The organism is Dickeya sp. NCPPB 3274 (genome assembly GCF_000406205.1).
GTDB lineage: Bacteria > Pseudomonadota > Gammaproteobacteria > Enterobacterales > Enterobacteriaceae > Dickeya > Dickeya fangzhongdai.
In genome coordinates this window covers 3,973,344-3,999,136 of sequence record NZ_CM001979.1, presented here as the reverse complement: position 1 = coordinate 3,999,136, position 25,793 = coordinate 3,973,344, and the positions used below count along the sequence as shown (strand labels likewise).

General features: G+C 58.2%; 20 protein-coding genes. 12 read left to right on the top strand and 8 right to left on the bottom strand.

The window, feature by feature from the left end:
• Positions 1-44 precede the first annotated feature (44 nt).
• Positions 45-1,631, top strand: a complete 1,587-nt coding sequence (locus DXX3274_RS17870; RefSeq protein WP_042860917.1) for a methyl-accepting chemotaxis protein — start codon at positions 45-47, stop codon at positions 1,629-1,631.
• Between the two features lie 70 nt (positions 1,632-1,701).
• Here the strand turns inward: DXX3274_RS17870 and plsY are convergent, their stop codons facing one another.
• Positions 1,702-2,346 carry a glycerol-3-phosphate 1-O-acyltransferase PlsY gene (gene plsY, locus DXX3274_RS17865; RefSeq protein ID WP_042860916.1) on the bottom strand — a complete coding sequence of 215 codons (645 nt, stop codon included), beginning with the start codon at positions 2,344-2,346 and terminating at the stop codon, positions 1,702-1,704.
• A 107-nt stretch (positions 2,347-2,453) separates the two neighbouring features.
• On the opposite strand from plsY, the gene folB reads away from it, so the two are divergent.
• Positions 2,454-2,816, top strand: coding sequence for a bifunctional dihydroneopterin aldolase/7,8-dihydroneopterin epimerase (gene folB, locus DXX3274_RS17860; protein WP_042860915.1), 363 nt, complete (start codon positions 2,454-2,456; stop codon positions 2,814-2,816).
• Between the two features lie 175 nt (positions 2,817-2,991).
• Positions 2,992-3,813 carry an undecaprenyl-diphosphate phosphatase gene (bacA, locus tag DXX3274_RS17855; RefSeq protein WP_042860914.1) on the top strand — a complete coding sequence of 274 codons (822 nt, stop codon included), beginning with the start codon at positions 2,992-2,994 and terminating at the stop codon, positions 3,811-3,813.
• Between the two features lie 48 nt (positions 3,814-3,861).
• On the opposite strand, the gene DXX3274_RS17850 is transcribed toward bacA, so the two are convergent.
• A complete protein-coding gene (locus DXX3274_RS17850; RefSeq protein WP_042860913.1) occupies positions 3,862-5,109 on the bottom strand; it encodes a multifunctional CCA addition/repair protein in 1,248 nt (415 codons plus the stop codon).
• 150 nt (positions 5,110-5,259) lie between these two features.
• Complete coding sequence (locus DXX3274_RS17845; protein ID WP_042862200.1) at positions 5,260-5,880, bottom strand: TIGR04211 family SH3 domain-containing protein; 621 nt, start codon at positions 5,878-5,880, stop codon at positions 5,260-5,262.
• 307 nt (positions 5,881-6,187) lie between these two features.
• Between DXX3274_RS17845 and DXX3274_RS17840 the strand changes: the two genes are divergently transcribed.
• The 5 genes from DXX3274_RS17840 (at position 6,188) to DXX3274_RS17820 (ending at position 14,348) form a co-directional block, all read left to right on the top strand.
• Positions 6,188-7,519: an inorganic triphosphatase gene (locus DXX3274_RS17840; protein WP_042860912.1), complete on the top strand. Its 1,332-nt coding sequence runs from the start codon at positions 6,188-6,190 to the stop codon at positions 7,517-7,519.
• A 110-nt stretch (positions 7,520-7,629) separates the two neighbouring features.
• Entirely contained in the window at positions 7,630-10,479 is a 2,850-nt protein-coding gene (glnE, locus tag DXX3274_RS17835; protein ID WP_042860911.1) for a bifunctional [glutamate--ammonia ligase]-adenylyl-L-tyrosine phosphorylase/[glutamate--ammonia-ligase] adenylyltransferase, read from the top strand.
• 149 nt (positions 10,480-10,628) lie between these two features.
• The gene (gene hldE, locus DXX3274_RS17830) at positions 10,629-12,056 is read left to right on the top strand and encodes a bifunctional D-glycero-beta-D-manno-heptose-7-phosphate kinase/D-glycero-beta-D-manno-heptose 1-phosphate adenylyltransferase HldE (protein WP_013319271.1); all 1,428 of its coding nucleotides are present in this window, start codon (positions 10,629-10,631) and stop codon (positions 12,054-12,056) included.
• Between the two features lie 11 nt (positions 12,057-12,067).
• The gene (gene ligA, locus DXX3274_RS17825; RefSeq protein ID WP_042860910.1) at positions 12,068-14,119 is read left to right on the top strand and encodes an NAD-dependent DNA ligase LigA; all 2,052 of its coding nucleotides are present in this window, start codon (positions 12,068-12,070) and stop codon (positions 14,117-14,119) included.
• Positions 14,120-14,126: 7 nt separating this feature from the next.
• Positions 14,127-14,348: a DUF3820 family protein gene (locus DXX3274_RS17820; protein ID WP_013319269.1), complete on the top strand. Its 222-nt coding sequence runs from the start codon at positions 14,127-14,129 to the stop codon at positions 14,346-14,348.
• A gap of 270 nt (positions 14,349-14,618) precedes the next feature.
• Here DXX3274_RS17820 and DXX3274_RS17815 read toward each other — a convergent pair whose 3' ends face one another.
• The 5 genes from DXX3274_RS17815 to garD all read right to left on the bottom strand — a co-directional run bounded on the left by DXX3274_RS17815 (position 14,619) and on the right by garD (position 20,032).
• Positions 14,619-14,987 carry a FlxA-like family protein gene (locus DXX3274_RS17815; protein WP_042860909.1) on the bottom strand — a complete coding sequence of 123 codons (369 nt, stop codon included), beginning with the start codon at positions 14,985-14,987 and terminating at the stop codon, positions 14,619-14,621.
• Positions 14,988-15,109: 122 nt separating this feature from the next.
• Positions 15,110-15,472: a FlxA-like family protein gene (locus DXX3274_RS17810; protein WP_042860908.1), complete on the bottom strand. Its 363-nt coding sequence runs from the start codon at positions 15,470-15,472 to the stop codon at positions 15,110-15,112.
• 179 nt (positions 15,473-15,651) lie between these two features.
• Positions 15,652-15,984 carry a FlxA-like family protein gene (locus DXX3274_RS17805; protein ID WP_038666159.1) on the bottom strand — a complete coding sequence of 111 codons (333 nt, stop codon included), beginning with the start codon at positions 15,982-15,984 and terminating at the stop codon, positions 15,652-15,654.
• Positions 15,985-16,142: 158 nt separating this feature from the next.
• On the bottom strand, positions 16,143-17,678 hold the full coding sequence (locus DXX3274_RS17800; RefSeq protein ID WP_042860907.1) for a PAS domain-containing methyl-accepting chemotaxis protein: 1,536 nt from the start codon (positions 17,676-17,678) through the stop codon (positions 16,143-16,145).
• Positions 17,679-18,457: 779 nt separating this feature from the next.
• Positions 18,458-20,032: a galactarate dehydratase gene (gene garD, locus DXX3274_RS17795; protein ID WP_042860906.1), complete on the bottom strand. Its 1,575-nt coding sequence runs from the start codon at positions 20,030-20,032 to the stop codon at positions 18,458-18,460.
• Between the two features lie 788 nt (positions 20,033-20,820).
• On the opposite strand from garD, the gene DXX3274_RS17790 reads away from it, so the two are divergent.
• The 4 genes from DXX3274_RS17790 to garL all read left to right on the top strand — a co-directional run bounded on the left by DXX3274_RS17790 (position 20,821) and on the right by garL (position 25,769).
• A complete protein-coding gene (locus DXX3274_RS17790) occupies positions 20,821-22,173 on the top strand; it encodes an MFS transporter (protein WP_042860905.1) in 1,353 nt (450 codons plus the stop codon).
• 20 nt (positions 22,174-22,193) lie between these two features.
• Entirely contained in the window at positions 22,194-23,555 is a 1,362-nt protein-coding gene (locus DXX3274_RS17785) for an enolase C-terminal domain-like protein (protein ID WP_042860904.1), read from the top strand.
• A gap of 15 nt (positions 23,556-23,570) precedes the next feature.
• Positions 23,571-24,911 carry a glucarate dehydratase gene (gene gudD, locus DXX3274_RS17780; RefSeq protein ID WP_042860903.1) on the top strand — a complete coding sequence of 447 codons (1,341 nt, stop codon included), beginning with the start codon at positions 23,571-23,573 and terminating at the stop codon, positions 24,909-24,911.
• Positions 24,912-24,998: 87 nt separating this feature from the next.
• Entirely contained in the window at positions 24,999-25,769 is a 771-nt protein-coding gene (garL, locus tag DXX3274_RS17775; RefSeq protein ID WP_042860902.1) for a 2-dehydro-3-deoxyglucarate aldolase, read from the top strand.
• Positions 25,770-25,793: the final 24 nt, after the last annotated feature.

The window sequence follows — 25,793 nt, the reverse complement described above, 5'->3', positions numbered from 1 at the left end:
TATTTGCTGCTTTTTATTATTTTGAATCACAAGGGAGAGTACGGATGCTAAAGAACATTACGGTCAAGCATGGCCTGCTGGCGCTGGTGGGCATCATGCTGGTGCTGCTGGCGATTGTCGTTGGAATCGGCACCAGCGCTATTAGTCAGGGGAACCGCTCGCTACTGTCTATCGATAAAATTCAGGGGAAAGAGCTGAGCGCGCTGTCGTCAAGCTATACCGCCACGTTGCGTGCCCGTACCGCGGCGGCTCAGGCGGTCAGGCTGTATGAAATCGGTTTGATCGACAAGGCGAAGGAAACCGTGGGGCGTGTGGACAATTATGCCGAGGTGTCGCGCCGGGAGATGGCGCGGTTTCTGGCGTATGGTACCGTGACCAAACGCGGCGCTGAACTGGCCGAGCATATCAAAGTCGCGTATGAAGCCTACGATCGTCAGGGTATGACGCCGATGATCGCCGCGCTGAAGAAAGACAATCTGGATGACTATTATTCTCTGATGCAGGATACCCTGCCAGCGCTCAGCATCGGTATGGACACGTCCATCGCCGATTTCCGCGATTTTGCGCTGCAGGTGGGAGAAACTATGTTGCAGCAGGCGGACGAGCTGGCTTCTGGCCGCCTGTTGACGATGGGGATGGTATTTGCGGCGGCGCTGTTGCTGGCGACGCTGGCATGGTGGGCGATCCGTCAGGTGGTTTTGCGCCCGCTGGACGGCGCGGTACGGCAGCTTGAAGTGATTGCGCAAGGCGATTTGTCGCGCACCATTGAAGACGGCAGCAACAACGAAATCGGCCGGCTGATCCGGGCGATGAAATCCATGCAACACTCCCTCGCCGTGGCGGTGGGACGCGTGCGCGACGCCGGCAGTCAGATTGATATCGGCACCAGCGAGCTGGCGTCCGGCAACAGTCATCTGGCGGAACGTACCGAAGAGTCCGCCGCGTCGCTGGAACAAACCGCCGCCAGCATGGAACAGCTGGCTTCCACCGTGAAGCTGAACGCCGATAGCGCCGATCAGGCTTATCTGCTGGCGCAGCGGGTATCCGATACCGCCACGAAAGGCAGCCAGGCAGTTGATCAGATGCTGGACAAAATGCAGCTGATCTCCGCCACGGCGGCGCGGGTGGCCGACATTCTGACGATGATCGACGGCATCGCTTTCCAGACCAATATTCTGGCGCTGAATGCGGCGGTGGAAGCGGCGCGCGCCGGCGAGCAGGGCCGCGGCTTCGCCGTGGTGGCGGGCGAGGTGCGTAGTCTGGCGCAGCGCAGCGCTCAGTCGGCCAGAGAGATCAAGGTGCTGATGCAGGATTCGCAAACGCAGGTCGACGAAGGCGCCGAAATCGCCCGCGTCGCCGGGGAAACCATGAGTGACGTGGCGTCGTCGGTGTCGCAGGTGACCACCCTGATGCGTGAAATTTCCACCGCGACCCGTGAACAGAGCAATGGCATTGAGCAGGTAAACCTGGCGGTATCGCAGATGGATTCGGTGGCGCAGCAGAACGCGTCGCTGGTAGAAGAGTCGGCGGCGGCGACCCGCTCGCTGGAAGAGCAGGCGCGCGAACTGGCGGCCAGCATGGCTCAGTTCCGGCTGGAGCAGCAGGCTTTGGCGGCGTTAGGGCGTTACTGATTAAAACCTGGAATATCTTCTAACCTGATGAAAAAACGAAGCGGCCAATTAAGGCCGCTTTTTTTTACGCTCAGGATGCGTCGTGTTTATCTGGCGTATCGTCCGCCGGATGGCGTTTGCGGCGCAGCTTTTTCCAGATCTTGCTTTCCTGACCGCGCCACAGCCGCTGGATGTTATCGTGATGCCGCATCAGGATCAGGCAGGAGAGCATGGCTACCGGAAAGGTGAACTGGGGCTTGAACCACCAGACGTAGAATGGCGCGATCAGCGCACTGATAATCGCCCCCAGCGAGGAGTAGCCGCTCAGCAGCACGGTCAGAAGCCAGGTGCCGGTCATCAGGCCGGTCAGATCCCAGCCGATAGGCGCGATGGCGCCAAACGCGGTAGCGACCCCTTTGCCGCCGTGGAAGCGGAAAAAAATCGGGTAAATATGGCCCAGACAGGCGGCGATGGCCGTCAGGCCGAGATACAGCGGCGAACTGCCCAGCGCATAAGCGCCCCACACCGGCAGCATGCCTTTAAGAACGTCAAAAACCAGTACGGCGGCGGCGGCGGCGGTTTTACCGCCGATGCGTAGCACATTGGTGGCGCCAGGGTTGCCGGAACCGTGTTCGCGTGGATCGGGCAAACCGGCGATGCGACAAATCAGAATCGCACTGGAGATCGAGCCACACAGATACGCGACGATAATCATTCCGGGCGCGATAACACTCATAAACGGCTTCCGTCCAATAAAGGTCGTTTTAAGTTCAGCATCTGTGGATAATACGCACTTTCTGCCGGAAGTGGTATCCGGCGGCGGCAAAAACAGGGGATGACGTGATGGATATCGTGTTTATTGAAGAGCTGAGCGTAATTACCACCATCGGTGTTTATGACTGGGAACAGACCATCCAGCAGAAGTTGATGTTCGATATCGAAATGGCCTGGGATAACCGCCCGGCCGCCGTCAGCGACGACGTAGCCGATTGCCTGAGCTATGCCGATGTCAGCGAGGCGGTGATTGAACTGGTCGCCGGCGGGCGATTTGCGCTGGTGGAGCGGGTGGCTGAAGAGGTGGCGGCCACACTGATGCAGCGCTTCGGCATTCCCTGGCTGCGGCTGAAGGTCAGCAAGCCCGGCGCGGTGGCGCAGGCGCGCAGCGTGGGCGTGGTGATTGAACGCGGCGTCCGCCCGTCGGCATGAATCGGTTGGCGATCATTTCGGCGCAAACACAGACCCTTCTTAAGGTAATCAAAAGATAATATCTCTATTTTAAGTTGGTCCCCAAAGCGCGGGACATCTTCGATGTGCTTTATACGTTGCGGCTTGCTGACGGCAAGGCCGCTTTTTTATGTGGCAGGTAGGGAGTTAACGGTCGATGGCGGATCTGCATTCGTTGCTGGTAGCGTTCATTCTTGGGGTGGTGGAAGGGCTCACCGAATTTCTGCCGGTGTCATCCACCGGGCATATGATCATTGTCGGTCACTGGCTGGGGTTCGAGGGCGACACCGCCAAGACCTTTGAAGTCATCATCCAGTTGGGGTCGATCCTGGCGGTGGTAGTGGTGTTCTGGCGACGAATGTTCGGTTTGATCGGCATTCATTTCGGGCAACCGCCGCAGCATGAAGGGCGCGGCAAAGGCCATCTGACGCTGGCGCACATCGTGCTGGCGATGATCCCCGCCGTGGTGCTGGGGCTGGTGTTGCATGACTTCATCAAGTCGCTGTTCAATCCGGTTACCGTGACTTACGCGCTGGTGGTCGGGGGCGTGCTGTTGCTGCTGGCGGAGTGGCTTAAACCGAAAAAAGCGAAGGCGGAAGGGCTGGATGACATCAGTTATCTTCAGGCGTTCCTGATTGGCTGTTTTCAGTGTCTGGCGCTGTGGCCGGGGTTCTCTCGTTCCGGCGCGACGATTTCCGGCGGGATGCTGGTCGGGGTCAATCGCTACGCGGCGTCCGAGTTCTCCTTTATTCTTGCGGTGCCGATTATGCTGGGCGCGAGCGGGCTGGATTTGTATAAAAGCTGGCATTTCCTGTCGCTGTCCGACCTGCCGATGTTCGCCACCGGTTTCTTGACCGCGTTTGTGGTGGCGATGATCGCCATCAAGACGTTCCTGCAGCTGATTAAGCGCATCTCTTTCGTGCCGTTCGCCATTTATCGCTTCATCGTGGCGGCCGTGGTGTGGCTGGTGCTGATGTAATGCCGTCGGGATGCATCGATGCATCCCGACGATAATGGTGTCATGTGCTTATGATGACGGCCCGGCAGCTTCGGCGCGCCGGGCTTTCCATTGTTCCAACGCGGCGCAGCGACGGCGCTGCAACTCTTCCCTGATCGCGGCATGCTGGAATCCGGCCGCCACCACTTCCGCGCTGGTTATACTGCTGGCGGCGGCAAAGGCTTCGCGCAGATAGTCTCCCTGCGGATAGGGTTGTTGCTCCAGTCCGGCCCGCCCGCGTGCGTCCGCCTCGCTGGCGAGAAGTAACTGTTCCAGACGCTGGGGTTTGCGCCAGACATCGATGGCGTCAAACAGCTTAAGCAGGGTTTTGGGCTGTAGCATCTGCACAGTGTGGACCACATCGTGGTATTCGGCCACCAGACAGGCCAGATCGCGCAGCGCGTTAGGCACCCGCAATCGTTGGCACAAGGCTTCCACCAGCGGCACGCCGGCCGGGCCGTGACCATGATGGCGCGGCCAGAGTTCCGGCGGCGTCAGTCCTTTACCGAGATCGTGACACAGGGTGGCGAAGCGGATATCAAGCGCCGGGCTGAGGCGGGCGGCCATCGCCAGACTCATCATCACGTGGATGCCGGTGTCGATTTCAGGGTGCCATTGGGCGGGAGCCGGCACGCCGTAAAGACTGTCGACTTCGGGGAACAGCACCGCCAGCGCGCCGCAGTCGCGCAGCACCTGGAAATAGACCTGCGGATCCTGAGTGGCGAGGGCTTTCTCCGTTTCTTTCCACACCCGTTCCGGCGTCAGGAAATCCAGCTCGCCGTTGCGGGCCATCGTCTGCATCAGGTTCAGGGTTTCTTCGGCAATCAGGAAACCGAGGTGGGCATAACGGGCGGCGAAGCGCGCGACCCGCAGCACCCGCAGCGGATCTTCGCTGAAGGCGTCGGATACATGGCGCAGGAGCCGGTTTTGCAAATCACGCTGACCATCGTAAGGGTCAATCAACCGCCCGTCTTCATCCTGCGCGATGGCGTTGATAGTCAGATCGCGCCGTTGCAGATCCTCTTCCAGCGTGATGTCCGGCGTGGCCTGGCAGGTAAACCCGGTATACCCATTGCCGGATTTGCGCTCGGTACGCGCCAGCGCATACTCCTCTTTGCTTTCCGGGTGCAGGAAAACCGGGAAATCCCGCCCGACCTGCTGGTAGCCTTGCTGCAATAGCATTTCCGGCGTGGCGCCGACCACTACCCAGTCGCGTTCGGTGACCGGCCTGCCCAACAGGCCGTCGCGCACTGCGCCCCCTACAAGGTAAATCTTCAAACCCGGCTCCCGATGTTAGGCTGCGTCGATAACTGGAATCATCACCAGCCGTAAACGAAATATAGTTAACGATAATTTCGTTTATTGTTGATTAACATCCTCTCGAACACAAGGGGGCATCCGTGCGGCCGGCGAGCCGGTGTTCAGGTCTTACCCCATCCAACGGTCGTTCTTTTTGCGTCTGGGCAACAGGTGCGGCAGCAGCAGCCCCAGCACCAGACCGCCGCCCGCCACGCCTCCGCCGTACATAAACCACTGCATGATCAGCGTGCGCTGCTTGTCGTCCAGCTGCAGATTGGCCACTTCAAGTTTTTTCTGCGCTACCTCCAACTGGGTTTTCAACGCCTGATTTTCTTTTTGCAACGAGGCGAGGGTGCCGTCACTGGTGGCGACTTTCTGACGCAGGTCGACGGTGCGCTGGTTCCAGTCCTGATCGACGCTGTTAAGCTTGTCCGTCAGCGTCTTGACCTGACTTTCCAGTTCCGGCACCCGGGTTTTCAGGCTGGGCGTCTGGCTGAGCTGGTCAAGCTGAATCCAGCTGGTGCGGCCTTTGTCGTCACGAATCTGTGCGTAACCGGCGCCATCGTTGGCGCTGATGAGCGTAACGGCCTCACCGGCATTCAACGTGCCGACGATACGGTATTGGTTGCCCGGACCGCTGCGGGTGTAGGTGACAAGTTCATCGGAGATGTAGCGTTTTTCTTCCGCATGCAGGCCAAATGTTGTGGACAAGCCCAGGATCGCGGCAAGGAGCAAGGGTAATTTATTCATCATATTCAATATATTAAGTTTATTGAGATTCTGCGGTTAGCGCGCCCAGTCTGACGATGCCGCCGACAAACCTGAATGGGAACAGTCTTACTCTTGGTTCTGTAAACTTGGTTTTGTAAATCAGTGCGTTGGTTAATTCGTGATGAGGACTCAAGCATAGCCAAAATCCGGCGGTGACGAAAACCGGTTGCATACGCCTTGTGAGAACGCTCGCAGGGTGTTTGCGACGCCATGCCGCAAAAGTGGCAACCTGAGATAAAATGTTATTTACTGGCGACATTTCCGCAATATCCGGTAGTACAAGACTATGAGCGAAGAGATCGAGTTAAAATTTATCATTCACCCCGATGCGGTGGCGACGGTCAAACAGGGCCTGAAAAACTGGCAGAGCGACGTGGGGCACAGCAACCATCTGCATACCCGTCAACTGGCGAATATTTATTACGAAACCGCCGACGCCTATCTGCGCCGGCATGGCATCGGGCTGCGTATCCGGGGTGAAAACGGCCGTTACGAGATGACGGTGAAAACCGCGGGGAAAGTGGTGGGCGGACTACACCAGCATCCGGAATACAACGTGGATCTGCCCGGGCCGCAACTGGATATTCGTCTGCTGCCTGCGGAGATTTGGCCGGAGGATTGCGATATCGATGCGCTGGCTCAGGCGTTGCAGCCGCTGTTCAGCACCGATTTTCAGCGAGAAGCCTGGGTAGTGTCCCACCATCAGAGCCTGATTGAGATCGCCGTTGATCAGGGCGAGGTCAGCGCCGGCGAATTCGTCGAACCGCTGTGCGAGCTGGAACTGGAGCTGAAAAACGGTCGCACCGCGGATTTGCTGGCGTTCGCCAGCGAACTGGCCGACATCGGCGGCTTACGGCAAGGGAGTCTGAGCAAAGCCGCTCGGGGTTATCATCTGACGAAAGGCAATCCGGCCCGGCCGCGCAGTGAGCTGGGTTTCCTGCCGGTAGAGCCGAAAATGACCCTCGATCAGGGCATTGCCGCCGGGCTGGAATATGCGTTCAGTCACTGGCAATACCATGAGGAACTGTGGGCGCGCGGCGATAATGCGGCGCGCCTGGCGTTGCTGGAAGCCGGCGCGATGATGCGGGAACTACTGGTGCTGGTGGGGGGCGTGGTGCCGCGCAAGATAACCTCGGAATTCCGTGCGGCGTTGACCCATCTTGAAGAGGGGATCGAGCGTACGGAAACGGCGGATGCGCTCTGCTACAGCGCCGATTACCTGAAGGGCAAACTGATTCTGACTTCGTGGCTGGTAAAACACGGCTGGCGCGGCTACATGGACAACCGTGAACTGATGCGGTTGCAGAGCTCCTGGAAACGCTTTGCCGATATCATGATGAGCCGCGGGCTGGCTGAACTGAAAGCCGTATTCAGCCATGCGCTGGATGCGTTGCATTACGCCCAGCAATTGCCGCGCTTGCAGCGAGGCGTGTACGCCTTTTTGCTGCTGGGTGGTTCCTATCCGCCGGAGGATGCCCAGCGCTATCTGCAGCCGTGGCGTGAGCTGATGCAACTGATTGAAGCGCTGTCCGCCGGCCAAAGTATACCCAGCGAACTGGAGCACTGCCGCAAGCAGGCGCTCGAACAGCCGCCGTTCTGGCTGCACAGCGGCCAGTAATCCGCCTGTCTCGCTTCGGGGTTATCGCCTTTTCGGCACCGGCAAGGCGATAACCCCGGTTCAACATTTTATTGACGCTGCCTGACGGGCAGCAGTGCAAGGATATCGCCATGACCTGTCATCCCGCATCGTTGTTTCCGCTGTCTGAACCACTGACCGAACAGGCGCGCCATGAGGCGGAACGTCTGTTGGCTTCCGATCCGACGCCGCTGGCCGATGAGGCGATGGCGGTACTGATTTGCAGCGAGTTCGTTAGCGACGCGCTGGCGCGTTATCCACAGTGGCGGCAGGAGATGGTGCGGCAGCCGCCCCAGCCGGAAGAGTGGCGGCAGTATGCGGACTGGCTATCGCAGACGTTGAGCGGCGTCAGCGATGAGGCGGCGTTAATGCAGGCGCTGCGCCTGTTCCGCCGCCGCATTCTGACGCGCATCGCCTGGGGGCAATGGTTGCAGCTCAGCACCACCGTGCAGACATTGCAGCAACTGAGCGTTCTGGCGGAAGCGCTGATCGTTGCCGCTCGCCAGTGGCTGTATGACGCCTGCTGCCGCGAGTGGGGCACGCCGTGCAATGCGGCGGGAGAGCCTCAGCCATTGCTGATTCTGGGCATGGGCAAACTCGGCGGCGGCGAGCTGAATTTTTCCTCGGATATCGACCTGATTTTCGCCTATCCGGAAAACGGCCAGACCCTCGGCGGACGCCGGGAGCTGGATAACGCCCAGTTCTTTACCCGCCTCGGCCAGCGGCTGATTAAAGCGCTGGACCAGCCGACCGTGGACGGCTTTGTTTACCGGGTGGACATGCGCCTGCGGCCGTTTGGCGACAGCGGCCCGCTGGTGATGAGCTTCGCCGCGCTGGAAGATTACTATCAGGAACAGGGGCGCGACTGGGAGCGGTATGCGATGGTCAAAGCCCGACTGATGGGCGGCGATGACGACCATTACAGCCAGGAGTTGATCCGCATGTTGCGGCCGTTCGTGTTCCGCCGCTATATCGATTTCAGCGTGATTCAATCGCTACGCAACATGAAGAGCATGATCGCCCGCGAAGTGCGGCGACGAGACCTGCGCAACAACATCAAGCTGGGGGCGGGCGGCATCCGCGAAGTGGAGTTCATCACCCAGGTGTTTCAACTGATTCGCGGCGGCCGCGAGCCCACGTTGCAGGGGCGCGCTCTGCTGCCGACGCTGGCGCAGGTCGGCGAGCTGGGGCTGTTGACCCCGGCGCAGGCGGCTCAGCTGCGCGAGGCTTATCTGTTTTTGCGTCGGCTGGAGAACCTGTTGCAATCAATCGCCGACGAACAAACGCAAACCCTGCCGGAAGACCCGCTTAATCAGGCGCGGCTGGCGTGGGGGATGCGCTGTGACGACTGGTTGCAACTGAGTGAACGCTTACATCAGCAGATGCATGCGGTGCGTGCGGTGTTTCATGAGCTAATTGGCGATGACGCGCCCGACGGCAGCGAAACCCCGGAACACAGCCATTACAGCAGCCTGTGGCAGGATGGCCTGGATAGCGCCGACCTGGCGGCATTGGCGCCTGACCTGACCCCGGAGGTGTGCGAGCGGCTGTCGGCGCGGGTGATGGATTTCCGCGCTGATTTATCCCGTCGTACCATCGGGCCGCGCGGGCGCGACGTGCTCGACCAACTGATGCCGGCGTTGCTGGCGCAGGCCTGCGGTCACGCCAACGCCGACGTCATCGTAGCGCGCCTGACGCCGCTGTTGCTGGGCATCGTCACCCGTACCACCTATCTGGAGCTGTTGCTGGAGTCGCGCCCGGCGCTGACGCAGCTGATCCGGCTGTGCGCCGTGTCGCCGATGATTGCCAGCCAGCTGGCGCGTTATCCGTTGCTGCTGGATGAACTGCTGGATCCGGCCAGCTTGTACCAACCGACCGCGCTGAATGCTTACGCCGACGAATTGCGTCAATACCTGATGCGGGTGCCGGAAGAAGACGAAGAGCAGCAACTGGAAGCGTTGCGTCAGTTCAAACAGGCGCAGCATTTGCGCATCGCGGCGGCCGATATTGTCGGCGCGCTGCCGGTCATGAAAGTGAGCGATCACTTAACTTATCTGGCGGAAGCGATCATCGCCGCGGTGGTACAGCAGGCGTGGAACCAGATGGTGGCGCGTTACGGCCAGCCAGCCCACCTGCACTCTCATTCCGGGCGCGGGTTTGCCGTGGTGGGGTACGGCAAGCTGGGCGGCTGGGAACTGGGCTACAGTTCCGACCTTGATCTGGTGTTCCTGATCGATTGCCCGGATAACGTGGCGACCGATGGCGAACGCAGCATCGACGGCCGTCAGTTCTATTTGCGGCTGGCCCAGCGCGTGATGCACCTGTTCAGCACCCGTACCTCGTCCGGCATCCTGTATGAGGTCGACGCCCGTTTAAGGCCATCGGGAGCGGCGGGGATGCTGGTGAGCACCGTGGCGGCGTTCGAGGATTATCAGCGCAACGAAGCCTGGACCTGGGAACATCAGGCGCTGGTGCGCGCCCGGGTGGTGTATGGCGAACCCGCCATACAGCAGCAGTTTGAGCAGATTCGTCAGCGAATTTTGTGCCGTGAGCGCGATGGCGATGCGCTGCGTACCGAAGTGCGGGAAATGCGGGAAAAAATGCGCCAGCACCACGCCGGCAAAGACCCGGGGTTTGATATCAAGGCCGACGCCGGCGGCATCACCGATATTGAGTTCATCGCCCAGTATCTGGTGCTGCGTTACGCGGCGCAGGAGCCGCGGCTGACGCACTGGTCCGATAACGTACGTATTCTGGAATTGCTGGCCCGCCACGGCGTGATGGCGGAAGAAGAGGCTGACGCGCTACGGCTGGCTTACATCACCCTACGCGATGAAATCCACCATCTGGCGTTGCAGGAACTGCCCGGCCGCGTTGGTCAGGAGCGGTTCAGCGCCGAGCGGCGGCAGGTGCAACAGAGCTGGCAAAAGTGGCTGGAGTGAGACGCGCCGCGCAAAACGGCCCACTGGGGCGCTGTGGCTACCCGGTGAGTGTGGTAGTTGAGTGTGATGGTGTGGTAGTTGAATGTGGTGGTAGTTGAATGTGATAGTATAGCGCGCGTTAAAAATGAACCTGTTTTTGGAGCCAGGGAATGAAAGTAACGCTACCTGATTTTCGCCACGCCGGTGTTCTGGTTGTGGGTGACGTAATGCTGGACCGCTACTGGTACGGCCCGACCAGCCGTATTTCGCCGGAAGCGCCGGTGCCGGTGGTCAAGGTGGATACCATCGAAGAGCGTCCCGGCGGCGCGGCCAACGTGGCGATGAACATCGCCGCGCTGGGAGCGGGTTCGCGTCTGGTGGGGTTGACCGGCATCGATGATGCCGCCCGCGCCCTGAGCGCCAAACTGAACGAAGTCAACGTCAAATGCGACTTCGTTTCCGTTCCCACCCATCCGACCATCACCAAGCTGCGGGTGTTGTCGCGCAACCAGCAACTGATCCGCCTCGACTTTGAGGAAGGGTTCGACAGCGTGGATCCGCAACCGATGATTGAACGCATCCAGCAGGCATTGCCGAAAATCGGCGCGCTGGTGCTGTCCGACTACGCCAAAGGGGCGCTGGTGCATGTACAGAGCATGATCCAGACCGCCAGAGCCGCCGGCGTGCCGGTGCTGATCGACCCGAAAGGCACCGATTTCAACCGTTATCGCGGTGCGACTCTGTTGACGCCGAACCTGTCTGAGTTCGAAGCGGTGGCCGGGCGCTGCAAAGATGAAAACGATCTGGTGGAACGCGGCGCGAAGCTGCTGGCGGATCTGGATCTGTCCGCGCTGTTGGTCACCCGTTCCGAGCAGGGCATGACGTTGCTGCAACCGGGCAAAGCGCCGTTGCATTTGCCGACGCAGGCGCAGGAAGTGTATGACGTCACCGGCGCCGGCGATACCGTAATTGGCGTGCTGGCGGCGGCGCTGGCGGCGGGCAAACCGCTGGAGGAAGCCTGCTTCCTGGCCAACGCGGCGGCCGGCGTGGTAGTCGGCAAACTCGGTACCTCCACGGTAACGCCGATCGAGCTGGAAAACGCCATTCGCGGCCGTGCCGACACCGGTTTTGGCGTCATGACCGAAGCGCAGCTGAAAGACGCGGTGGCGCTGGCGCGTCAGCGCGGCGAAACGGTGGTCATGACCAACGGGTGTTTCGATATTCTGCACGCCGGACACGTTTCCTATCTGGCTAATGCGCGCCGTCTGGGCGATCGCCTGATTGTGGCGGTGAACAGCGACGACTCCACCAAACGCCTGAAAGGGCCGAGCCGTCCGGTCAATCCACTGACGCAGCGTATGATCGTGCTGGGCGCGCTGGAAGCCGTGGACTGGGTGGTGCCGTTCGAGGAAGACACGCCGCAGCGCCTGATTAGCGAAGTCCTGCCGGATATTCTGGTGAAGGGCGGCGACTACAAACCGGAAGACATTGCCGGCAGCAAGGAAGTATGGGCCAATGGCGGCGAGGTGCGGGTGCTGAACTTTGAAGACGGCTGCTCGACCACCAATATCATCAACACCATCAAAGCCAGAGACTGACGGGCGCGCTTATGTTGGAAAAAGAGTCGAAGCCTGCCGACGATATCTCCACCGTGTCGGTGCAGATTGAAGCGCTGCGCGCTCAACTGCGCTACCACGAATACAAATATCATGTCGAAGATGCGCCGGAAATTCCCGACGCGGAATACGACAAGCTGATGAATGCGCTGAAAACGCTGGAGCAGACGCATCCTGAACTGGTGACGCCGGATTCGCCGACCCAGCGGGTCGGCGCCGCGCCGCTGGATGCGTTTGACACCATAGCGCATGAAGTGCCGATGCTGTCGCTGGATAACGTCTTCGACGAGACCAGTTTTCTGGCGTTCAGTAAACGTATCAACGACCGCCTGAAAAACGATGGCGAGTTGACATTTTGCTGTGAACTGAAGCTCGACGGTCTGGCGGTCAGCCTGCTGTATGAAAACGGTCTGTTGGTGCGCGCGGCGACACGTGGCGATGGCACCACCGGCGAGAATATTACCGCCAATATTCGTACCGTCGGCGCGATTCCGTTGCGTCTGCGCGGCGACAACATCCCGGAACGGCTGGAAGTGCGCGGCGAAGTGTTCATGAAACACAAGGGATTCGAAGCCCTGAATGAGGAAGCGCGTCGCACCGGCGGCAAGGTGTTCGCCAACCCGCGAAATGCCGCGGCCGGTTCGCTGCGTCAACTGGACCCGCGCATCACCGCTACCCGCCCGTTGACCTTTCTGTGCTATGGCGTTGGGCTGGTGGAAGGCGGAACCCTGCCGGACACCCACTGGCAGCGGTTGATGCAGTTCCGGGACTGGGGGCTGCCGGTCAGCGACCGCATTCGCCTGTGTACCGGCAGCGATGCGGTGCTGGATTTCTACCGTCAGGTGGAGCAGGAGCGCGAGACGCTGGGCTTTGATATCGACGGCGTAGTGATCAAGGTCAACGAACTGACGTTGCAGGAGCGGCTGGGGTTTGTCGCTCGTGCGCCGCGCTGGGCGGTGGCTTTCAAGTTCCCGGCGCAGGAACAGTTGACCTGGCTGCGCGACGTTGAATTTCAGGTCGGTCGCACCGGCGCGATTACACCGGTGGCGCGGCTGGAGCCGGTAGCCGTCGCCGGGGTGGTGGTCAGCAACGCCACGCTGCACAATGCCGATGAAATCGAGCGTCTGGGGATTCAGATTGGCGACCGGGTTGCAGTAAGACGCGCCGGCGATGTGATTCCGCAGATTGTCAGCGTGGTGCTGTCCGAGCGCCCGGCGGACGCCCGCCCTGTGGTGTTTCCTGAGCAGTGCCCGGTGTGTGGTTCAGAGTTGGAGCGGGTAGACGGCGAGGCGGCGACCCGCTGCACCGGCGGCCTGTTCTGCGGCGCGCAGCGTAAAGAAGCGTTGAAGCACTTCGTTTCCCGTCGCGCGCTGGATGTGGAAGGGATGGGCGATAAGATTATCGACCAACTGGTGGAGAAAGAGTACGTCAAGACGCCGGCGGACCTGTTTCGCCTGAGCGCCGGTATCCTTACCGGACTTGACCGTATGGGGCCGAAATCGGCGCAGAATCTGGTGAATGCGCTGAGCAAAGCCAAATCCACCACCTTTGCTCGTTTCCTGTATGCGTTGGGGATCCGCGACGTAGGGGAGGCGACCGCCGCCAGTCTGGCATCGCATTTCGGTACGCTGGAGACATTGCAGTCCGCCGATCTGGAGGCGTTACAGCAGGTGCAGGACGTCGGCATCGTGGTGGCGACCCATGTGCGCAATTTTCTTGATGAAGCGCACAACCAACAGGTGATTCAGGACTTGATCAGCAAGAGTATTGGCATTCACTGGCCGGCTCCGGTCGTGGTGGATGTTGAGGCTTCGGATAGCCCGTTCGCCGGAAAAACCGTGGTGTTGACCGGCTCGCTGACGCTGTTGTCCCGTGACGAAGCCAAAGATCGCCTCACGGCGCTGGGCGCGAAGGTCAGCGGCAGCGTGTCGAAGAAAACCGATCTGGTGATCGCGGGCGAAGCGGCCGGTTCCAAGCTGACCAAAGCACAGGAGCTGGGCATTGAGGTCATTGATGAAGCGGAAATGATGCGCCTGTTGGGGTGAGGGGAACATGGAAAAAGCGGATCTGCTGGCGATAGCCAATACGCCGATGCCTTTTGGCAAATACAAAGGCCGAATGCTGATCGACTTGCCGGAAGAGTATCTCCTCTGGTTCGCCCGTAAGGGCGAATTTCCGGCCGGGCGGTTAGGGGAGCTGATGCAGATTACGCTGGCGATCAAGATGGAAGGGTTGCAGGGGCTGGTTAAGCCTCTGCGCCGTCCCCAACCCTGATACGTTGTGGCCTGAATGGGTTGTGCTCTGGAACGTTATCATCCGGGCCGGTTATTATCGGAATTAGGTTATTATCAGAATAGGTTTTTATCGGATTTAGGCTGTCATGGCTGGAGCCCATCGCCGATAAGCGCACCGCTTCGCTGTTCTCTGGCGTCTCTATTATTCACGCCGCCTGCCGTATCGCGTCCCCTGAAATAAAAAAGCACCATTAATCCTCTCGATAATGATGCTTTGTTCATGCCAGACAATAATCAGTCAGCTACAGGATTAGATGTAGATATTGATGCTGTTCTCATCCGTCGGCGCGTTGACGCCTTCCTGAGGTTTGGTCGATTGCACTGATGACGACAAATCAGACTGTTGGGACTGGGACTGCTGCGTTTTCTGCTGCTGCAACTGCTGAATCTGTGCCTGCAACTGCTGGATTTGCGCCTGAATCAGTACCTGTTGTTGTTTATAAACTTCCTGCTGATTGGCATCCTGGGTTGATGCCAGCTGTGTTGCCAGTTTTGTCGCCTGCTGAGTCAACTTCTGGATCTGTTGATTGAGCTGGGCGACCTGCTGATCAACGCTGGTACCGCTGCTGCCCGAGGATGCAGAAACGGCCGATGTTGCCGAGCCGATAGAACTTGCCATAAATTCCTCCTGAAAATAGCCATAGTGGCTATGCCATTATCGACATAGCCCTGCTGCATCCTTACTGGCTTTTCAATTTCCTGACGAGAAACATACAAATACATCAGAATAATAACATTCCGTCAGATGTAGGTATCGATTGTGCGATCGGATGAAAGCGGGTTGGCCTTTTCCTGTTTGTCGATCTGCGAAGAGACAGCGTTAGCCGCTGATTGTGATTGCTGCTGCACTTTCTGTTGCTGCAGTTGCTGAATCTGCTGCTGTAATTGCTGGATCTGCGCCTGGACCATTTTTTGTTGCTGCTGCAGCAATTGGCGTTCTTCATCGCCCTTGGCTTCGAGCATTTTCGCCACAGTTTTACTCAGATCTTTGGTCAAGGTCTGAATCTGTTTGGTGAGTTGCATGATCTTTTGCTCAATGCCAGCGGTGCTGGTAGCTGCTGATCCTGAGACCGCTGATGTTGCTGAACCGACGGAACTTGCCATACCTACCCCCTTTGTTTCCTGAGAAATAATCATACTTTCTAAAAACGATCACACCTGCGATATGGCTATCGGCATCGCGCTCTGGTGACTTTAGCGTCCTCTTGTTGCCGCTTCCCTAAAAAAGCAAAACCCGCTGCCTGGCAGCGGGTTTGGTTATTCGGTTTCACGTTCTTGACCAATCAAATATAAATATCGATCGCGTGTTCGGCAGACGGACGATTGACGCCTTCAACCGGCTTGACCAGCGGTTTGCTTTCCTGTGGCGGCGGCACTTGCTGGGTCTGCAACTGCGCGATTTGGCCTTGCATCACCACAATCTGGGCCTGCATCGACTGCTGCTGTCCGTTAATCGTGGTTTCCTGCTGCTGTTTAGTGCTCTCGCCCGATGTCTCGGCGGCTTTCAGGTTTTGCAGATTGCGGTCGGAAACCTTCTGTTCAGTGTTGGTTTCGACGCTGGTGGATGCTGGCACCGGCATCACTGCAAACGCAGAGCTGGTAATTGGACTCAGCATACATCCTCCTGATTATGTCGTCTGGGCAGGGGACTGTCCCTGCTATCTCTATTATCGGCACCTGGCGCGATCTTATGAGTGATTATTAACCAAAAAGCGAATTCTGGCTACTCTTTGTTCGGAGCGAGGCGTAAAGAATTGTATCTTTACGCCAACCATTATTTCCCGTAGACATTAATCGCATCGGTCAACCGCAGGGCCTGTCTGCTAAGGCAGGTGGCGAACTCGGCCGACTGATCGACCATGCCGGTATTGCCGGCGGTCATCTGCTCGATTTGGGCAATGGAGTCGTTGATCAGCGACAGCGCAGCGGTTTGTTCGCGGGTGGCGTTGCTGATCTCGCTGATCATGGCCGCGACCTGTTGCACGTCGTTGACGATGTCCTGAATATGCTGACCGGCTTTGTCCACCAGCGCGCTGCCGTTTTCAACGCTGGTCATGTTGGCATCGATCAGCGTTTTGATTTCGCGGGCGGCAGACGCGGAATGCTGCGCCAGGCTGCGTACTTCCGCCGCCACGACGGCAAAGCCGCGTCCTTCCACGCCTGCTCGCGCCGCTTCCACCGCGGCATTGAGCGCGAGGATGTTGGTCTGAAACGCGATGCTGTCGATAACGCCGATGATATCGACGATTTTGCGGCTGGCGTTCGAAATCGCCTCCATCATACCCACTGCTTCAGCCATGATATCGCCGCCTTTACCGGCGGACAGGCTGGCGTTTTGCGCCATATTGGTCGCCTGCGTGGCGGTGTCCGCGCTCTGTTGAACCGCGACGGTAATCTGCTCGATGGCTGCCGCTGTCTGTTGCAGATTGGCGGAGGTTTCCTCGGTACGCGCGCTCAGGTCGCCGTTGCTGTCGGCCAGTTGTTGGCTGACGTTGTTGATGCCCGCGACCTGCGTGCCGACGTCGTCCACCAGCGAATGCAGGTTCAACCCGAACTGATTAACCACCCGCAGCAGCAGACCGATTTCATCCACCCGGTTGAGGTGGATACTGTCCGCCCGGCGGCCGGACACCACCTGTTGCGCCTGACGCAGAATCAAACGCAGCGGATGCGCGATTTGCCGTTGCAGAAATCGATCGAGCGCTACCATCAATAGCAGGGTGGCGGCAATCGACGTCGCGGCACCGAAACCCAGTAAGATCAGCGCCAGCGGCACCAGACCGCCAAGCAGAACGGCCAACCGTAACCGCGAGCGCACCGATAGCCGCTGGAACAGGGACAGAACCGAGAACAGACCGGTCCGGACCACCAGCCCTTTATAAAATCGGATATGGCGGGCCTGCTTATTCTGTACCGCTTCGTACAAGGGTTCCGCAGCCTGAATTTCTTCCGCTTTGGGGGTATTGCGCACCGAAATATACCCGGCGAGCTGATTATGGTGATAAACCGGCGTGACGTTGGCGCGCACCCAGTAATGATCGCCGTTCTTGCGACGGTTTTTGACCAGACCGGTCCAGCTGTCTCCCTGCTGCAGCGTGTACCACATGTCGGCGAAGGCTTCGATGGGCATATCCGGATGACGCACGATATTGTGCGCCGTTCCCATCAATTCGTCTTCATCAAAGCCGCTGACGCGAATAAAGGCGGAATTGGCGTAAGTGATGTGGCTTTTAACATCCGTGGTCGACATTAATGTGGTGTCGTCATCCAACAGGTATTCCTGTTGTGTAATAGGTGCATTAACCCTCATTGGAAACCCCGATGCTGTGTATCAGTAATATATCGTGAGAATAGAAGGGCCGACGTGTGAGTACGGCCTGATTAATCACACGGGCTGAGAGGTGTGTTGAATCATTGTTTTTATTTTTTTAACGCAAGGTTAAAAGATGCGAAAAAAAGGGCGCTTTAAATTTCAAAGCATCCCTGCGTAAAGTTGTTCCATTTTTTTGTAAGGGGGAATTTATGCTTTGCGTCTTTGTGTTGTCAATGAAATCATTTTTTGAACAGCGTTTTTTTTACCTTCTTTGGGTTTATTAAATATTGTTCGATTTTTTCTTAAACTTGGGATCACAATAAAAACGTTTTATTAACAGCAATAACGAAAAAGTGCGTTGTGAAAATAAAAGGCAATGATGCGAACTATTAAGTGAAATTAAATAGTGACTCAATGAAAGGAACGGAAGGCTATTTTCTACCGAAAATAAATTTACGTGGATGATATCTCTAATTAATGTCAGCAGCTTAAAAGGCGGCGGGTGGAAAATATTTTAAAACGTTCGCCGCCGAATGCTTCATCTGGCGGCGAACAGGGCGGTTTACGTATATACCCGTCATACTTCAAGTTACAGGTGCGTTGGCTTTCCTCGCTCACCCCAGTCACTTACTTGAGTAAGCTCCTGGGGATTCGCTGCGTCGCCGCGTTACAAGACTCATTATGAGTCTTGCCCTGAAGGGCCAACGCTTTGCGTTGTTCAAAACGCAACGCGTTTTGTCCTGCAACTCGAATTATTTAGGGTATAACTGCGTATATCAGGTCACCGGCGCCGGGTTGAACACCGACAGGGCGTTGTGCAGACCCCATTGATCGGACCAGGTTTTCTTCTTGCCGCTGGCGATATCCAGAATAAAGCGGAACAGTTGCCAGCCCACATCCTCAATGGTGGCTTCGCCGGTGGCGATGGTGCCGGCGTTGATATCCATCAGGTCATGCCAGCGTTCCGCCAGCGCAGTGCGGGTCGCCATCTTGATAACCGGTACGGCTTTCAACCCGTAAGGGGTGCCGCGTCCGGTGGTGAATACCTGTACCGTGATGCCGGAAGCCAACTGCTGGGTGCCGCACACAAAGTCGCTGGCTGGCGTGGCCGCGTAAATCAGGCCGCGTTTGGTCGGGCGCTGACCCGGCGACAGCACTTCGACAATCGCACTGGTGCCGGATTTGGCGATTGACCCCAGCGCTTTTTCCACCACGTTGGCCAGGCCGCCTTTCTTGTTGCCGGGCGACGGGTTGGCGCTGCGGTCGGTCTTGCCGCTGTCCAGATAATCGTCATACCAGGCCATCTCTTCCAGCAGGCGTTTGCCCACCTCTTCATTGACGGCGCGCGGCGTGAGCAGATGGATGGCGTCGCGGACTTCGGTAACTTCGGAAAACATCACCGTGGCGCCGCAGCGCACCAGCAGATCGGAGGCGAATCCCACCGCCGGGTTGGCGGTCACGCCGGAAAAGGCGTCGCTGCCGCCGCACTGCATGCCGACCACCAGTTCGGAGGCCGGCACCGTTTCGCGCTGACGGCGATTGAGCTGTTGCAGATGTTTATCCGCCATAGTCAGGATGTCGTCCACCATGGATTTGAAACCGACATGATGCTCATCCTGCAGCCGCACAATACTGGTGTCGTCCAGTGAAATGGCCTGCACATCCGGCGTGCCTTGCAGCAGACGTTCCGGCTGGAGCTTTTCGCAGCCCAGCCCGACCACCAGCACTTCGCCGCCGAAATTCGGGTTCAGCGCCAGGTTATGTATGGTGCGAATCGGCACTACCGCAGCCGGGGCATTGATCGCCACGCCGCAGCCATACAAATGGTTCAGCGCTACCACGCCATCCACGTTGGGGTAACGGGGCAGCAGGTCGCGTTCGATCAGTGTGACGACATAATCCACCACGCCGGCGACGCAGTGTACGCTGGTGGTGATGCCAAGCAGGTTTTTGGTACCGACGCTACCATCCGGGTTACGGTAACCTTCAAAGGTGTAACCTTCCAGCGGTGGCAGCGGCGGCGGAACCCGGGTCGCCAGCGGCAGCGTTTCCAGCGCCGGGGCGTTGGGCAATTCCACCAGAGATTCATCGATCCAACTGCCGCGGGCGATGTCCCTGAGGGCGTAGCCGATGATTTCGCCATAACGGACGATGGACTCGCCGAGGGCGATATCGCTTAATGCCACCTTGTGGCCCTGTGGTACGTGTTCTTTCAGTTCCAGGCCGCAGCTGAATCGGGTGCCGGCTTTCAGGCCGTTATTGTTAACGACAATGGCAACATTGTCAGACTCATGGACCTTGATATAAAGCGGCCGCTCACTGGCCACACCCTTGTTTGTGTTATCTGACATGGTGCTAACCTTTATTATGTTATACCCGTCATGCTTCAGGTTGCCGGGATGTCGACGGCGCTACCAGCCCGTACTCAGGCCTGCCGGCGCCGGGTTCAAATCGGCTGGCGCCGATTTGTCGCTTACCGCCGTCAAGCGGCTGAGGTAAGCGCCCTGGGAATTCACCCGGTCGCCGCGTAACAAGGCTCGTAGTGAGCCTTGCCCCGAAGGGCCAACGCGAGCGTTTTGTCCTGCAACCCGAATTATTGGGGTATATAACGCTGGTTAAAGTTATAACGCGCGGTTTATTTTCACTGCTGCTAATAATGACTTTGCTCGGCACCAGTATAGGGGAGCTTTCCTCATCCGGGCATTATGCAATTGACTGACATCCTGATGTGCTGTGCTTAATTTCTCTGGCGAAGAAACAACATGCAGTGAGACCTGTCACATTATTCCGTTCCCTTGTGCTTCTCCCTCCTTATCGATACCGCCGCGCCCTGTGACCTGAACGACAAAAAACGGCGTTTTCGTGAAATGACTCCCAATTCGTTAGGCGATTGCAAGAATCCGTGTTGGTGGTCGCGGTAATTGTTGGGCGCTTGTCCAGTGAGCCCCCCAAGGCCGCCCTTTATAATTCTTCCCAGAAGTCGAAGAGGTCTCGTGGTTTATTTTTGCTGTTCTGTTTGTTCCTTTGCTCAGGTTTCAAACCATTACCGACTCTTGATTTCATTCTGGTAACCCAACCCTACATTGTGTTGTTATTCGGAATGAATGAGCTAACCGCTATCTGAAAGTAGGAGTTCATCATGAATACCGTCAGCACAGCAGCAGGCGTATTACAAAAGAAAACCAACGCCCGTTACTGGATTGTCGTGATGCTGTTTATCGTCACGTCATTCAACTATGGCGACCGCGCCACGATCTCCATCGCCGGTTCCGCCATGTCCAAAGAGATTGGTCTTGATGCCGTGGGCATGGGCTATATCTTCTCCGCGTTTTCCTGGGCTTATGTCATAGGCCAAATCCCCGGAGGCTGGCTGCTTGACCGCTTCGGTTCCAAGCGGGTCTACTTCTGGAGTATTTTCACCTGGTCGCTGTTTACCCTGTTACAAGGGTTTGTGGATCTGTTCCACGGTTCAGCCATCGTGATTTCACTGTTTATGCTGCGTTTTATGGTGGGATTGTGTGAATCCCCGTCCTTCCCTGGTAACAGCCGTATCGTTGCGGCCTGGTTCCCGGCGCAGGAACGCGGCACCGCCGTCGCCATCTTCAACTCCGCGCAGTATTTCGCCACCGTTATCTTCGCTCCCATCATGGGCTGGCTGACGCACGAAGTGGGTTGGGCGCATGTGTTCTGGTTCATGGGCGGTCTCGGCATGATCATCAGCTTCCTGTGGCTGAAAGTGATTCATGACCCGAAAGATCACCCGAGCGTGAACAAGGCGGAACTGGAGTACATCGAAGCGGGCGGCGCACTGGTCAACATGGATGCGGCGGCGACTAAAAAAGAGGTCGCCCGCGGCGAGAAATGGCACCAGATTAAGCAATTACTGACTTCCCGCATGATGATGGGGATTTATCTTGGTCAATACTGCATCAATGCGCTGACTTACTTCTTTATTACCTGGTTCCCGGTGTATCTGGTGCAGGCTCGCGGCATGTCGATTCTGAAAGCCGGCTTTGTCGCCTCTATTCCGGCGATCTGCGGTTTCGTCGGCGGCGTACTGGGCGGGGTGATTTCCGACTTCCTGATGCGTCGCACTCAGTCACTGACCGTCGCGCGTAAAACGCCGATTGTGCTGGGTATGCTGCTGTCCATGTCGATGGTGATTTGTAACTACGTCACCACGGAATGGGTGGTGATTGCGGTGATGGCAGCGGCGTTCTTCGGTAAAGGCATCGGCGCGCTGGGCTGGGCGGTAATGGCGGATACGGCGCCGAAGGAAATCAGCGGCCTGAGCGGCGGTCTGTTCAACATGTTCGGCAACATCTCCGGCATTGTGACCCCGATTGCCATCGGCTACATAGTGGGCAGCACCGGCTCTTTCAACGGCGGCCTGATTTATGTCGGTATCCATGCGCTGGTGGCGATTCTGAGCTTCCTGTTCATCGTGCAGGATATTAAACGTATCGAATTGAAACCTTATCAATCCCGCTGATGCAGGGTAAGGACGTGACTATGAGCAGTACGCAAGATTCCCCCGTCATTACCGACATGAAAGTCATCCCCGTCGCGGGCTATGACAGCATGTTGCTCAATATTGGCGGTGCGCACGGGGCGTATTTCACCCGCAACATCGTGATTCTGAAAGACAACGCCGGGCACACCGGCGTAGGCGAAGCGCCGGGCGGCGAGGTGATCTACAACACGCTGACGGCGGCAATCCCACAGGTGGTGGGGGCGCAGGTAGCGCGCATGAATCATCTGGTGCATCAGGTTCACAAAGGCAACCAGTCTTCGGATTTCGACTCGTTCGGCAAAGGCGCCTGGACGTTCGAATTGCGGGTCAACGCTGTCGCCGCACTGGAAGCCGCCCTGCTGGACCTGCTGGGTCAGCACCTGAATGTGCCGGTGGCCGAGTTGCTGGGGCCGGGCAAGCAGCGCGACGAGGTGACGGTGCTGGGTTACCTGTTCTATATCGGCGATCGCACCAAAACCGATCTGCCCTACCTTGAAGGCGAACAGGGCAAGCATCCGTGGTATCACCTGCGTCACCAAAAGGCGATGGACAGCGAAGCAGTGGTACGGCTGGCGGAAGCGGCGGCCGATCGCTACGGCTTCAAAGACTTCAAGCTGAAAGGCGGCGTGCTGCCGGGCGAGCTGGAAATCGACGCCGTCAAGGCGCTGAAAAAACGTTTTCCGGATGCCCGCATCACGGTGGACCCGAACGGCGCCTGGCTGCTGGACGAAGCGATTGGCTTGTGTAAGGACCTGAACGGCGTGCTGACTTACGCCGAAGACCCGTGCGGCGCCGAGCAGGGCTTCTCCGGCCGCGAGGTGATGGCGGAATTCCGCCGCGCCACCGGCTTGCCGGTCGCCACCAACATGATTGCCACCAACTGGCGTGAGATGAACCATGCCGTGATGCTGCAGGCGGTGGACATTCCGCTGGCGGATCCGCATTTCTGGACCATGCACGGTGCGGTGCGGGTGGCGCAACTGTGTGACGAGTGGGGATTGACCTGGGGTTGCCACTCCAACAATCACTTCGATATTTCGCTGGCGATGTTTACCCATGTGGGCGCCGCGGCGCCCGGTAAACCGACCGCCATCGACACCCATTGGATCTGGCAGGAAGGTCAGCATCTGACCAAAGAACCGCTGCAGATTGTGAACGGCAAAATCAAGGTGCCGGAACGGCCGGGGCTGGGTATCGAGCTGGATATGGAACAGGTGATGAAAGCTCATGAGCTGCACAAGAAACTGCCGAGCGGCGCGCGTAATGACGCGGCGGCCATGCAGTACCTGATCCCTGGCTGGAAATTTGATCGCAAGCGCCCGGTGTTCGGACGCGAGTTACCTAAGAATTCAACGTTTTAACAGAAGGAAACTATCATGACGTCGCAAAGTTCCACCCCGGTTATTACCAGTATGCAGGTGATCCCTGTCGCCGGGCACGACAGCATGTTGCTGAACCTCAGCGGAGCGCACGCGCCGTACTTCACCCGTAATATCGTGATCCTCCAGGACAATTCGGGTCATACCGGCGTGGGTGAAATCCCCGGCGGCGAGAAAATCCGCCAGACGTTGGAAGACGCCGCCGCGCTGGTAGTAGGTAAAACGCTGGGCGAATACAAAAACGTGATGACCGCGGTGCGCAACCAGTTCGCCGACCGTGATGCCTCCGGCCGCGGTCTGCAAACTTTCGACCTGCGCACCACCATCCATGTGGTGACGGGGATCGAAGCCGCGATGCTGGACCTGCTGGGACAATTCCTGAACGTGCCGGTGGCGGCATTGCTGGGCGATGGTCAGCAGCGTGACGCGGTGGAGATGCTGGGTTATCTGTTCTACATCGGCGATCGCAACAAGACCGACCTGCCGTACCAGAATCAGTCGGATGAAAAATGCGACTGGTATCGTCTGCGCCACGAAGAGGCGCTGACGCCGGAAACGGTGGTGCGTCTGGCGGAAGCGGCGTACGAAAAATACGGCTTCAACGATTTCAAACTGAAAGGCGGCGTACTGGCCGGCAGCGAAGAGGCCGAAGCGGTAACCGCGCTGGCTAAACGCTTCCCGCAGGCGCGTATTACGCTGGACCCGAACGGCGCCTGGTCGCTGGAAGAGGCGATTCGCCTTGGCAAGCAACTGCGCGGCGTGCTGGCTTACGCCGAGGACCCGTGCGGCGCCGAACAGGGCTTCTCCGGCCGTGAAGTGATGGCGGAATTCCGCCGCGCCACCGGGCTGCCCACCGCCACCAACATGATCGCCACCGACTGGCGTCAGATGGGCCACACCATTTCCCTGCAGTCGGTGGATATTCCGCTGGCGGACCCGCACTTCTGGACCATGCAAGGATCGGTGCGCGTGGCGCAGATGTGCCACGAATGGGGCCTGACCTGGGGTTCGCACTCCAACAACCACTTTGATATCTCGCTGGCGATGTTTACCCATGTCGGCGCGGCTGCGCCGGGCAAGATCGCCGCACTGGATACCCACTGGATCTGGCAGGAAGGCAACCAGCGTTTGACCAAAGAACCGTTGCAGATCGTCGGCGGCATGGTTGAAGTGCCGAAAAAACCGGGTCTGGGCGTCGAACTGGATATGGATCAGGTAATGAAAGCCCATGAGTTGTATAAAAACATGGGGCTGGGCGCGCGCAACGACGCCGTCGGTATGCAGTACCTGATCCCTAACTGGACGTTTGATAACAAACGTCCCTGCCTGGTTCGTTAATCCATCGCTGTTCGTTAATTATCGACAGTCGTTAATTGAGGTGCGCCGCCTCATCCGGGGCGGCGAGGTAAAGAGTAAGGACAAAACATGAAGACGCCACTGTTGCCTAACCAATTTCGCCAGGATTTACAGCAGGGGAACACCCTGATCGGTTGCTGGTGCGCGCTGGGTAATCCTATTTCCACCGAGGTATTGGGGCTGGCCGGGTTTGACTGGCTGGTACTGGACGGCGAGCACGCGCCGAACGATATCAACACCTTTATTCCGCAACTGATGGCGCTGAAAGGCAGCCACAGCGCGCCGGTGGTGCGTCCGCCCTGCAATGAGCCGGTGATTATCAAGCGATTGCTGGATATTGGTTTCTACAACTTCCTGATCCCGTTTGTGGAAAGTGAAGAAGAGGCGATTCGCGCCGTGGCGTCGACCCGTTATCCGCCGGCCGGTATTCGCGGCGTGTCGGTCGGTCATCGCAGCAACGCCTACGGCACCGAGCCGAACTATTTCGCCACCATTAACGACAACATCACCGTGCTGGTGCAGATCGAAACGCAGGAAGGGGTGGACAACCTGGACGCGATCGCCGCGGTGGATGGCGTTGACGGTATTTTCGTCGGCCCGGGCGACCTGTCGGCCGCGCTGGGGTATCTGGGGCAGCCCAACCACCCGGAAGTGCAGAAAGTGATTCGTCACATCTTCGAACGCGCGGCCGCCCACGGTAAGCCGAGCGGCATTCTGGCGCCGGTGGAAGCGGATGCCCGTCGCTATCTGGAATGGGGCGCGCGTTTTGTGGCGGTGGGTAGCGATCTGGGCGTGTTCCGCGGCGCTACGCAGGCGCTGTGCGACAAATTCAAAAAGTAACTTGGATTAATCAGGGCCGCATCG

What these genes read in the sequence shown, in the direction of transcription:
- garD (WP_042860906.1), bottom strand. Translation starts at nt 20,032, where the DNA reads ATGTCAGATAACACAAACAAGGGTGTGGCCAGTGAGCGGCCGCTTTAT.
- DXX3274_RS17870 (WP_042860917.1), top strand. Translation starts at nt 45, where the DNA reads ATGCTAAAGAACATTACGGTCAAGCATGGCCTGCTGGCGCTGGTGGGC.
- plsY (WP_042860916.1), bottom strand. Translation starts at nt 2,346, where the DNA reads ATGAGTGTTATCGCGCCCGGAATGATTATCGTCGCGTATCTGTGTGGC.
- DXX3274_RS17805 (WP_038666159.1), bottom strand. Translation starts at nt 15,984, where the DNA reads ATGCTGAGTCCAATTACCAGCTCTGCGTTTGCAGTGATGCCGGTGCCA.
- gudD (WP_042860903.1), top strand. Translation starts at nt 23,571, where the DNA reads ATGACGTCGCAAAGTTCCACCCCGGTTATTACCAGTATGCAGGTGATC.
- DXX3274_RS17845 (WP_042862200.1), bottom strand. Translation starts at nt 5,880, where the DNA reads ATGAATAAATTACCCTTGCTCCTTGCCGCGATCCTGGGCTTGTCCACA.
- garL (WP_042860902.1), top strand. Translation starts at nt 24,999, where the DNA reads ATGAAGACGCCACTGTTGCCTAACCAATTTCGCCAGGATTTACAGCAG.
- DXX3274_RS17840 (WP_042860912.1), top strand. Translation starts at nt 6,188, where the DNA reads ATGAGCGAAGAGATCGAGTTAAAATTTATCATTCACCCCGATGCGGTG.
- ligA (WP_042860910.1), top strand. Translation starts at nt 12,068, where the DNA reads ATGTTGGAAAAAGAGTCGAAGCCTGCCGACGATATCTCCACCGTGTCG.
- DXX3274_RS17810 (WP_042860908.1), bottom strand. Translation starts at nt 15,472, where the DNA reads ATGGCAAGTTCCGTCGGTTCAGCAACATCAGCGGTCTCAGGATCAGCA.
- hldE (WP_013319271.1), top strand. Translation starts at nt 10,629, where the DNA reads ATGAAAGTAACGCTACCTGATTTTCGCCACGCCGGTGTTCTGGTTGTG.
- DXX3274_RS17790 (WP_042860905.1), top strand. Translation starts at nt 20,821, where the DNA reads ATGAATACCGTCAGCACAGCAGCAGGCGTATTACAAAAGAAAACCAAC.
- DXX3274_RS17785 (WP_042860904.1), top strand. Translation starts at nt 22,194, where the DNA reads ATGAGCAGTACGCAAGATTCCCCCGTCATTACCGACATGAAAGTCATC.
- DXX3274_RS17820 (WP_013319269.1), top strand. Translation starts at nt 14,127, where the DNA reads ATGGAAAAAGCGGATCTGCTGGCGATAGCCAATACGCCGATGCCTTTT.
- DXX3274_RS17800 (WP_042860907.1), bottom strand. Translation starts at nt 17,678, where the DNA reads ATGAGGGTTAATGCACCTATTACACAACAGGAATACCTGTTGGATGAC.
- folB (WP_042860915.1), top strand. Translation starts at nt 2,454, where the DNA reads ATGGATATCGTGTTTATTGAAGAGCTGAGCGTAATTACCACCATCGGT.
- bacA (WP_042860914.1), top strand. Translation starts at nt 2,992, where the DNA reads ATGGCGGATCTGCATTCGTTGCTGGTAGCGTTCATTCTTGGGGTGGTG.
- glnE (WP_042860911.1), top strand. Translation starts at nt 7,630, where the DNA reads ATGACCTGTCATCCCGCATCGTTGTTTCCGCTGTCTGAACCACTGACC.
- DXX3274_RS17815 (WP_042860909.1), bottom strand. Translation starts at nt 14,987, where the DNA reads ATGGCAAGTTCTATCGGCTCGGCAACATCGGCCGTTTCTGCATCCTCG.